6 protein-coding genes are annotated in these 8,279 nt (G+C 65.7%); 4 read left to right on the top strand and 2 right to left on the bottom strand.

Translation table 11 applies throughout. From position 1 onward, the window contains the following. Positions 1 to 354: 354 nt before the first annotated feature. The gene (locus AC1DRE_RS24980; RefSeq protein ID WP_476987151.1) at positions 355 to 1,749 is read right to left on the bottom strand and encodes an MFS transporter; all 1,395 of its coding nucleotides are present in this window, start codon (positions 1,747 to 1,749) and stop codon (positions 355 to 357) included. A 360-nt stretch (positions 1,750 to 2,109) separates the two neighbouring features. Here AC1DRE_RS24980 and AC1DRE_RS24975 point away from each other — a divergent pair, with 360 nt between their 5' ends. Genes AC1DRE_RS24975 through AC1DRE_RS24965 form a run of 3 tightly spaced genes read left to right on the top strand, consistent with a single transcriptional unit; the run spans position 2,110 to position 5,242 of the window. After that, positions 2,110 to 2,778: a response regulator transcription factor gene (locus tag AC1DRE_RS24975; protein ID WP_364126452.1), complete on the top strand. Its 669-nt coding sequence runs from the start codon at positions 2,110 to 2,112 to the stop codon at positions 2,776 to 2,778. Next, positions 2,775 to 4,211 (top strand): HAMP domain-containing sensor histidine kinase, encoded by a 1,437-nt coding sequence (locus AC1DRE_RS24970; RefSeq protein WP_476987150.1) that lies wholly within the window; start codon positions 2,775 to 2,777, stop codon positions 4,209 to 4,211. Before AC1DRE_RS24975 ends, AC1DRE_RS24970 begins: the two co-directional genes overlap by 4 nt. Next, positions 4,208 to 5,242 carry a TAXI family TRAP transporter solute-binding subunit gene (locus tag AC1DRE_RS24965; RefSeq protein WP_476987149.1) on the top strand — a complete coding sequence of 345 codons (1,035 nt, stop codon included), beginning with the start codon at positions 4,208 to 4,210 and terminating at the stop codon, positions 5,240 to 5,242. Before AC1DRE_RS24970 ends, AC1DRE_RS24965 begins: the two co-directional genes overlap by 4 nt. Before the next feature lie 106 nt (positions 5,243 to 5,348). On the opposite strand, the gene AC1DRE_RS24960 is transcribed toward AC1DRE_RS24965, so the two are convergent. Beyond that, positions 5,349 to 6,836 carry a helix-turn-helix domain-containing protein gene (locus tag AC1DRE_RS24960; protein ID WP_476987148.1) on the bottom strand — a complete coding sequence of 496 codons (1,488 nt, stop codon included), beginning with the start codon at positions 6,834 to 6,836 and terminating at the stop codon, positions 5,349 to 5,351. 181 nt (positions 6,837 to 7,017) lie between these two features. Between AC1DRE_RS24960 and aceA the strand changes: the two genes are divergently transcribed. After that, positions 7,018 to 8,279 (top strand): isocitrate lyase (gene aceA / locus AC1DRE_RS24955; RefSeq protein ID WP_476987147.1); only part of this gene is annotated, 1,262 nt, incomplete at its 3' end.

Below are 8,279 nucleotides of genomic sequence, written 5' to 3'. Positions count from 1 at the left end.
CCAGCACTCCTTGCCCATGAATCCTCCACCGCCCATACAGCGCCCTGACCGGCACACAGGGCGCATCCAACAACCGAGCCGCCGCCCGATACCCGACGCCCTTCTCAAACAACGCTACAGCCGCCTCACGCTGCGCCTCAGCCAATGAACTACGTGCATGCATAAAACTGCTCCCCGAAAGCCGGAACTGAATTTCTCAGTCCAACTTCCGGGGAGCAGTTCACTTTCCAGAAGAAAGTGAGAGAGCGTCCGGGATTTTCCTGCAGGATCTGCGAGAGCGTCCTGGTGGGGTGAGAGCACGACGGCGGGCGGCCACCCGCCGTCGTACTCTCCGGGAGCCTCTGCCCCTGGACGCTAGGCGTCCACGAGGTCATTGTCCTTCTCGTCATCCTTGCGGGACTGCGACCAGGCGTCGCCCTGTTCGCGGTCCAGGTGCGTGGCCTTCTTGTTCCGCAGGGCGAAGATGTAGACCACCAGCGAGATGGCGATGGCGACGGTGACGTAGGTGAAGAACAGGTCCACCCGCTCGGCCTTCTGGAAGGCTGCGCCGAGCAGCGGAACCGTACCGCCGAAGAGCGAGTTGGCAATCGCGTAGCCCAGCCCCACGCCGAGGGCACGGATGGACGCGGGGAACAGCTCGGCCTTCACGAGGGCGTTGATGGAGGTGTAGCCGCCAACGATCAGGAGGCCGCCCATCATGAGCAGGAACGCGGTGAACGGATCCTTGGTGTTGGACAGGGTGGAGAGCAGTGGCCAGGTGAAGAGGACGCCGGTGATGCCGAACCACAGCAACAGCGGCTTGCGGCCCACCTTGTCCGAAATGATGCCGTACACGGGCTGGAGCAGCATGAAGATGAACAGTGCCCAGAAGTTGATCACCGAGGTGTCGGTCTTGGCGATGCCGGATGTATCGTTCATGAACTTCAGGATGAAGTTGGTGTACGTGTAGAACGCCACGGTGCCGCCGAGAGTGACGCCGATGCAGATCAGCAGCGGCTTCCAGTACTGCGTGAACAGCAGCCTCATGGTGCCCGGCTGGGCTACGCCGACGGCGACGGGCGTCTTGGCGGCCGCAACCTGCTCGTCGGAGACGGTTTCCTCCATGGAGCGCCGCAGCCACAGGACAACCAGCGCAGCTACGCCGCCGATGGCGAACGGGATACGCCAGCCCCACTCGGTCAGGTCGCTCTTGGGCATGAAGTTCTGCAGGATGACCAGGACCAGCAGGGCCATCATCTGGCCGCCGATCAGGGTGACGTACTGGAAGCTGGAGAAGAAGCCGCGGCGCTTGGACGTGGCGGCCTCGGACATGTACGTGGCACTGGTGCCGTATTCGCCGCCCACGGAGAAGCCCTGGACCAGGCGGATCAGGATCAGCAGCACCAAGGCCCAGACGCCGACCTGCTGGGTAGTGGGCAGGAGCGCGATGGCGAAGGACCCCGCGGACATCATCGTCACGCTGAGTGTCAGCGCGGCCTTGCGGCCTTTACGGTCCGCGTAGCGGCCGAAGAACCAGGCGCCGATGGGGCGCATCAGGAACGACGTCGAGAACACTGCCATCGCTTCAAGGCCGGCCTGCAGCTCGTCCTTGGAGTTGAAGAAGTGGGACTGGAAGTAGGCGGCAAAGACCGTGTAGACGTAGAGGTCGTACCATTCCACGAGGTTGCCGGCCGAGCCCTTGAGGATGTTGCTCACGGCCCGGCGGGTCTGGGCTGACTCGCTCTGGACTTCGGTTTGCTGGGTGCTCATCGCTGAACCTTCCTTGACGGCGCCGCCACCGGCAGCCGTTCCGGGCGTACTTTCGTGCTGTCCACGGCAACATTGCTCATGGTTCCTCCTCGACATCGGCAGTCCCCGGAAAGCCGGGGACTCCATCCAAGCTATTCGTGATCCACCGCACAGCCAACGCCGGAGGGGAAGTCCTAACACTTCCTTAGGTTTAGCTCCCGGGTTGCCCTGATGGATCTGCGCTTTGCCCCCGGCATCTGGCGGATGCAGGACCGCGCCTGGTGCGTTCAGGGCCCGGCAGGGCGGAAAATCGGTAGACGGGGTAATCTCCAAAGGCGGGCCGGGGAAGAAAACACCGCTCATACGAACAGGAAACAGGCCATGGATGTGCTCATCGTCGAGGACGACGACGCCATGGCGTCCGCCCTCGACGCAGCCGTGGTTTCCGCCGGACACACGGCTTCCCGGGTTGCCCGCGGAGCGGACGCACTCCTGGAACACCGGCGTTATGAGGTGATCCTGCTCGATCTGGGCCTTCCCGACATGGACGGCCTCGACGTCCTGCGCAAGCTTCGCCAGGTCACACCCGTCCCGATCCTGATCCTCACAGCCCGCGACGACGAGCGCAGCGTGGTGCTTGGGCTGCGGTCCGGAGCCGATGACTACCTCGTCAAGCCGGTGAAACTGGTTGAGCTCCTCGCCCGCATCGAGGCCGTCACCCGGCGGGCAGGCCGTGCAAAGGACACCAGGCAGCGGACCATCGTGCTGGGCGAACTCGAGGTGGACCTCGAACGGCGGGTGGCCGCGATCGGTCCCAGGGTCCTGCCGTTGACCGCCACCGAGTTCGACCTGCTCGCGCTCCTGGCAAGCCACGCGGGTTCGGTGGTCACCCGGGAGCAGATCCTGGACGCGCTATGGGGCGATGCGTTCCTTGCCTCCTCCCGATCCCTCGACGTGCACCTGACAGGCCTGCGGGCGAAACTCCAGATGCCGGGCTTCATCATCAACGTCCGCGGCGTGGGCTACCGGGTCGAGGCGGGTCCTGCGTGAAGCTGCGAGTCCTCGGTGTCCTGAGCATCCTGTCCGTCCTCATCGTCATCTTCGCCTCCACCGCCATCCTGACGTCGGCCAGCCGGGAGCTTACCCAGGAACTCCAGATCAACCGGGCTGCCGCCCTCAACCGCCTCGCGCAGGTGGCGTTCGACGCCGCCACGGACGGAGGAGACGCCACGCAGTTGCAGACCGAGATGGACAGATACTCGGAACTGTATGGGGAGGGGGTCCTGATCCGCCTCCAGGCAGGCACGCTGCGCTCGGGCGGCCTGAGCGAAGAGAGGGCAGACGTCCGCGATGCGCTGGCCAGGGCGAACCTGAACCTCAACGACACCACGCTCGCTCCGCTTCAGCCGTTCGGAACCGGTTCCGAGGTCATTTCACGCTCCTTCGGCAGCGCTAGCCAGGTTCTTGGCGAGGCGGTCCTGGACGTCAACCTGGAGGCGGCCCGGCAGAAGCTGCGGGAGCGGTGGCTCCTTGTCGGAGTCGCTGCCGCCGCCCTCACCGCAGTGCTCCTCCTCGGCGCCGCCCGCGTGACCAGGTGGGTGCTGCGTCCTGTGCACCGCCTGAATTCGGCGGTGACGGAGCTTGAGGCAACAGGCAGGACCGGCCAGCTTCCTGAGGATGGTCCACCGGAACTGCGGGAACTGAGCCGTTCCTTCACCAGAATGGCGCGGACAGTCAGCGACAGCATCGAGTCCCAGCGCCAACTGATTGCCGACACGTCCCATCAGCTGCGCAATCCCGTGGGCGCCCTGCGGTTGAGGGTCGACTTACTGCAGCTTGAACTGCAAACAGCCAGGGAACACAAGGCCGCAGCCGGAGTACTGGCGGAACTGGAACGTGTGGAAGAGATCCTGGACGGGGTATTGAGGCTGGCCACGGCCGAGCACAGGGTCTTCGAAGACTCTGCCGGAGGGCCGCTGGGGACCCCTTCCCGGGGGCTCCCGGGGGTGGTGGATCCTTACCCTGTCCTGCAGGAAGAAACCGAACGGGCAGGACCTGCGGCACGGCGCAGCGGCTCATCAATCCTGCTGGGCGATCCGCCGGACCCGGCGGTGCACATCGCCTGCAACGCGGCCGAACTGGCCCAGATGGCGGGGGAACTGATCAACAACGCCATCAAATACGCAGCCCCTGCCCGCATCTCGGTGGCAGTCAGGGTCCGTCCGGACGCGGTCGCCGTCGAAATCTCCGACGACGGCCCCGGGCTTTCCGCCGCGGAACGTGCTGCTGCCACGCGCCGGTTCTGGCGTTCCCCGCAGCACCGGGAGATCCGCGGCAACGGCCTGGGCATGACCATCGTGGACAAACTGGCGGGAGCCAACGGGGGCCGCCTGCTGCTGGCGGATGCCTCACCGCACGGCCTGATCGCACGCATCGAGTTTCCGCGGGCCGTGGCCCGGCCAGGTAAGGAGGGCCCTGCATGACTGGCCTGACTTTCGCGGCAGCCGGCTCCGGGGGCCTTCCGCCGAGGCGGACCGCCCTCAAGGCCGGGCTTGCTGCCGGGCTGGCGGGACTGCTTTTGCCGGCCCTCAGCGCCTGCACTCCCGAGGACCGTCCGGGCACGGTGACCGTGGCCGGGGGTGAGCCGGGAGGGTTCTACCTGGAGTTCGCCACGCTGCTGGCGGAGTCCCTCCAACGTCATGGCGTGGCAGACCATGCGGTGGCCCTGACTACCGGAGGCAGCCTGGATAACCTGGGTCAGCTGCTGACGGGGCAGGCCACGTTCGCCGTCGCGCTGGCCGATGCCGCCGCCCAGCAGGTGGCAACACACGGCACGTCTGGCGGCGGAGTCACGGCCCTCGGAAGGGTGTACGAAAATTACGTGCACTGCGTTGTGCGGAAGGGCAGCGGCATCCGCGACCTCGCCGGACTGGCCGGGAGGACAGTGGCTGTTGGCGAGCCCGGTTCCGGGACCTCGTTGACCACTCCTCGCCTGATCGAGGCTGCCGGGCTGGGGTCTGCTGCTGTTGGCACTGCCTCCGCTGCCGCCACCGAAAAGACAGTGACCGTGCTGAACCTCGGGCTCAACGATGGCGTGGCAGCCCTGCAGGACGGATCAGTGGACGCCCTGTTCTGGTCCGGCGGCGTGCCAACGGCCGCAATCGCTGACAGCAACAAGAAGGCCGCCCTGGCATTCCTGGATCTCTCGGCGTTGATTCCGTCCACACGGACCCGCTATGGCCCCTACTACGACCGCGTGCTGATCCCCGGGGGCAGCTACGAGGGCATTCCCGCTGTCTGGACGGTGGGGGTGGCGAATCTCCTCCTGTGCCGGAACGACCTGGACGGGAGGACCGTGAAGAGGACCGTCGAACTGCTGGTGGGCCACGCCGAGGAACTGATCCCCCGCTCCAGCCTGGGGGTCCAGTTCCTGAGCCCGGAGTCGCTGATCAACACTGCCGGCCTGCCGTTGCACCCGGCAGCCGCTGATGCCTACCGGGAACTCCACGGGTAACCGCAACGCTCTCTCACTTTTTGCACGAAAACCCGAAACGCTCTCTCACTATCCCCAAGGAAGTGAGGGAGCGCTTCGGGAAACACCGCAGGAAGTGAGAGAGCGTTCAGCTCCCGGAGTGCGCCTGCAGGAACGAATACACCTCGGTCTCGTCCACGCCCGGGAAAGCACCCGGCGGCATGGCGGCCAGCAGGTGGGAGTGTGCCCGGGCGGACGGCCAGGCGTTGCCCGCCCATTCCGACGTCAGCGAGGCCGGCGGCCGGCGGCAGCAGTTCTCGTCAGGGCACGTGGACTTTGACCGCTCGGTGGTTTCCCGCCCGCGGAACCATTTCACCTGCGCGTACGGCACCCCGACGGACAGCGAAAACTCGCCGTTCGCCGAGCGCTCAGTCCGCGCCGTGCACCAGTACGTCCCCGCCGGGGTGTCCGTGTACTGGTTGTACGCACTGAACTTGTCCGCCACATCGAACACCATGCGGCTGGTCCAGTATTTGCACGACGGCTGGCCCTCGATGGCGCCGGTGTGGTCCTGCGGGAACGTCACGCCGTCGTTCTCGTAGGCCTTGTAGATGATGCCGCTCTTATGGGTCTTCTGGAAGTGGGTGCGGATGTCCAGGTGCTGGGTGGCCAGGTTGGTGAACCGGTGGGCGGCCGTTTCATAGGACACAGCGAAAGCGTCCCGGACGTCCTCCACGGCGATTTCCTTGGCTTGCTTGGCTTTCTGCAGGAAGTCCACGGTGGCCTGCTCCGGGAGCATCAGCGCTGCCGCAAAATAATTGGTGGCGACGCGCTGCATCAGAAAATCCCCGTAGTTGTTGGGGGTCTGGTGGCCCAGGACGTAGTGGCCCAGCGCCTGCAGGAGTACCGACCGGGGGTCATGCTCCGAGCGCTGGTTCTGCGTCAGGTAAATCCGGTGGTTCTTCAGATCCGTCACGGAACGGGTGGAATGCGGCAGGTCTCCCACGTGGTGGAGGGTGAACCCGAGGTGACCGGCAATGTCCGCGATGACGTGATGCGACAGCGGACCGCTGGTGTGTCCCACCGAGGCCAGGACCTTCTGCGCCTCGGCCTCGTACTCCGGGAAGTAGTTGTTCCGCTCGCGCATCATCGCCCGCAGTTCAGCGTTGGCGCGGCGGGCCTCTTCGGGCGTCGCCACCTGCTCATTGAGTTTGCGCTCCAGCTCGTGCTGCAGGCCCACCATGGACTCCAAAACATCCATCGGGAGCCGCGAGCTGATGCGGATTTTCGGCAGGTTGAGGGACTCGTAGATGGGGCTGCGCTGGTACCGTTCCAGCTCGATCTCGAGCGCCGCGCGCCGGTTTGGCGGCTCCGCCCCGAGCAGCTGGTCAATGGTCACGCTCAGTGCCGTCGCAAGCAGCTGAAGCAGCCCCAGTTTCGGCTCACGCTTACCGTTCTCGATCAGGCTCAGCTGGCTCGGTGCGGTCCCGACGGCGGCACTCAGGTCATCGAGTGTCATGCCCGCCGCTTTGCGCAGGTGCCGCACGCGGCGGCCCAGGCTGATGACGTCCACTTCGGGGGCGCCGGGGGACGACGGCGGGGTGGCGGCTTGGCGGTTCCAGCTTGTAGGGGACATTTATTGAGCATACGGGAAGAAGTGCACTTCTTTCCATGGTTTTCATCTAGCAACCCTCTTGAAAGTGCTGAAAAGTAGATCTCACGGAAAGAAACACCGCACCGGTCCGGGCCGGCCCCCATTGCAAAGGCGCAGGACGGGGTCGGCCCGGACAACCCGGAGCACAAACAAGGAGACAAAGATGACTGCAGCATTTGAGCCCACCCAGCAGACGCCCGAAGAGCAGGCCGCCGCCCTGGAGCTCGAGTGGGCCGCCAACCCCCGCTGGGAAGGTGTGACCCGTGACTACAAGGCAACGGACGTCGTCCGACTCCGCGGCCGGGTCTCCGAAGAGCACACCCTGGCCCGCCGTGGCTCCGAGAAGCTGTGGAAGCAGCTGACCGAAGAGCACAAGACCGGCGGCTACACCAACGCACTCGGTGCCCTCACCGGCAACCAGGCCGTGCAGCAGGTCAAGGCCGGCCTCCGCGCCATCTACCTCTCGGGCTGGCAGGTTGCCGCGGACGCCAACAACTCGGGCCACACCTACCCGGACCAGTCGCTGTACCCGGCCAACTCGGTTCCCACAGTGGTCCGCCGCATCAACAACGCCCTGCTCCGCGCCGACCAGATCGAATTCTCCGAGGGCATCCAGACCGTTGAGGACTGGATGGTGCCCATCGTTGCCGACGCCGAGGCAGGCTTCGGCGGACCGCTGAACGCCTACGAGCTCATGAAATCCATGATCCAGGCCGGCGCCGCGGGCGTTCACTGGGAGGACCAGCTCGCTTCAGAGAAGAAGTGCGGCCACCTCGGCGGCAAGGTGCTGATCCCCACCCAGCAGCACGTCCGCACCCTGAACGCGGCCCGCCTGGCCGCCGACGTCGCCGGCACCCCGTCGGTGGTCATCGCCCGCACCGACGCCGAGGCAGCAACCCTGATCACCTCCGACGTCGATCCCCGCGACCAGGAATTCGTCCTCCGCGAAGGCGGCCAGCCGGTTCGCACCGCGGAGGGCTTCTACAAGGTCCGCAACGGCATCGAACCCTGCATCGCCCGCGCCAAGGCCTACGCCCCGTATTCCGACCTCATCTGGATGGAAACGGGCACCCCGGACCTGGAGCTGGCCCGCAAGTTCGCCGAAGCCGTCAAGGCCGACTTCCCGGACCAGATGCTCTCCTACAACTGCTCGCCGTCGTTCAACTGGCGCAAGCACCTGGACGACGCCACGATCGCGAAGTTCCAGCGTGAACTCGGCGCCATGGGCTTCACGTTCCAGTTCATCACCCTGGCCGGCTTCCACGCCCTGAACTACTCGATGTTCGACCTCGCCCACGGTTACGCCCGTGAAGGCATGAGCGCCTACGTCGAGCTCCAGGAAAAGGAATTCGCCTCCGAGTCCCGCGGCTACACCGCGACCAAGCACCAGCGCGAAGTCGGCACCGGCTACTTCGACGACATCGC

The organism is Arthrobacter sp. P4_H3, assembly GCF_056400885.1.
This window is presented reverse-complemented; position numbering and strand designations above follow the sequence as displayed.

What these genes read in the sequence shown, in the direction of transcription:
- AC1DRE_RS24980 (WP_476987151.1), bottom strand. Translation starts at nt 1,749, where the DNA reads ATGAGCACCCAGCAAACCGAAGTCCAGAGCGAGTCAGCCCAGACCCGC.
- AC1DRE_RS24975 (WP_364126452.1), top strand. Translation starts at nt 2,110, where the DNA reads ATGGATGTGCTCATCGTCGAGGACGACGACGCCATGGCGTCCGCCCTC.
- AC1DRE_RS24965 (WP_476987149.1), top strand. Translation starts at nt 4,208, where the DNA reads ATGACTGGCCTGACTTTCGCGGCAGCCGGCTCCGGGGGCCTTCCGCCG.
- AC1DRE_RS24960 (WP_476987148.1), bottom strand. Translation starts at nt 6,836, where the DNA reads ATGTCCCCTACAAGCTGGAACCGCCAAGCCGCCACCCCGCCGTCGTCC.